Here is an 869-nt window from a genome sequence, read left to right on the forward strand (position 1 = left end):
AACGACACTTCCGGCTTGGCTTTCCAGAACAGGTCGCCGCCGCTGGTCTCGTTGCGATAACGGGTGGCGTGCAGGTAGGAGGCTTCCAGCGGGAATTGCAGATGAGTCAGCAATTTGCCGGCGAAAATCAGGCCGCCGTTCATCACRCAGAASACCACCGGGTTGGTSTCGGCCATTTCGCGGSTGATGTGTGCGCCRACCTTGGCGATCGCTTCTTCGACTTGCGCTTCGGTGTACAGGCAGTCAGCCTCGCGCATGATTTGACGGATATGCTCGAGATCAGCGGACATGGCGCTCTCCAAGGGGGTGCTGTGGCAAGAAAAGCGGGCAAAGGTACGCATGTGAGGCGCAACGTTCAAGCCTTAATGGACTAACGTACTAGATGTCTATAGGACAACACCCTCGGATAGATTAATCTAGGCCGGTTTTTTTGCCCGCCGCCGGAGCCTTTCCCATGCCCACTCGCGAGATCCGCCACCCGCTGATCCGACACAAACTCGGCCTTATGCGCCGTGCCGACATTAGCACGAAGAATTTCCGTGAGCTTGCTCAGGAAGTCGGAGCGCTGCTGACTTATGAAGCGACCAAGGATTTGCCGCTGGAAACCTACGAGATCCCCGGTTGGGCCGGTCCCGTACAAGTAGAGAAAATCGCCGGTAAGAAAATCACCGTAGTGCCTATCCTGCGCGCCGGTATCGGCATGCTCGAAGGCGTGCTCAGCCTGATCCCGGGCGCCAAAGTCAGCGCCGTGGGCGTGGCCCGCAATGAAGAAACCTTGCAGGCGCACACCTACCTGGAAAAACTCGTCCCGGAAATCAACGAACGCCTGGCAATGATCATCGACCCGATGCTCGCCACCGGCAGCTCCA

The 869-nt window shown here is 58.0% G+C and carries 2 protein-coding genes; one reads left to right on the plus strand and one right to left on the minus strand.

Features of this window, described 5'->3' with window-relative positions; all coding sequences use genetic code 11:
* On the minus strand, window positions 1–290 hold a 290-nt coding region (locus tag EAH89_RS30940), incomplete at its 3' end, for a phosphoribosyltransferase family protein (RefSeq protein ID WP_277753922.1).
* A 164-nt stretch (window positions 291–454) separates the two neighbouring features.
* On the opposite strand from EAH89_RS30940, the gene upp reads away from it, so the two are divergent.
* The coding region (gene upp, locus EAH89_RS30945; protein ID WP_140888034.1) for a uracil phosphoribosyltransferase at window positions 455–869 on the plus strand (415 nt) is incomplete at its 3' end.

The sequence above is a fragment of the Muricoccus nepalensis genome, assembly GCF_006438825.1.
GTDB classification, from domain to species: Bacteria; Pseudomonadota; Alphaproteobacteria; order Acetobacterales; family Acetobacteraceae; genus Roseomonas; species Roseomonas nepalensis.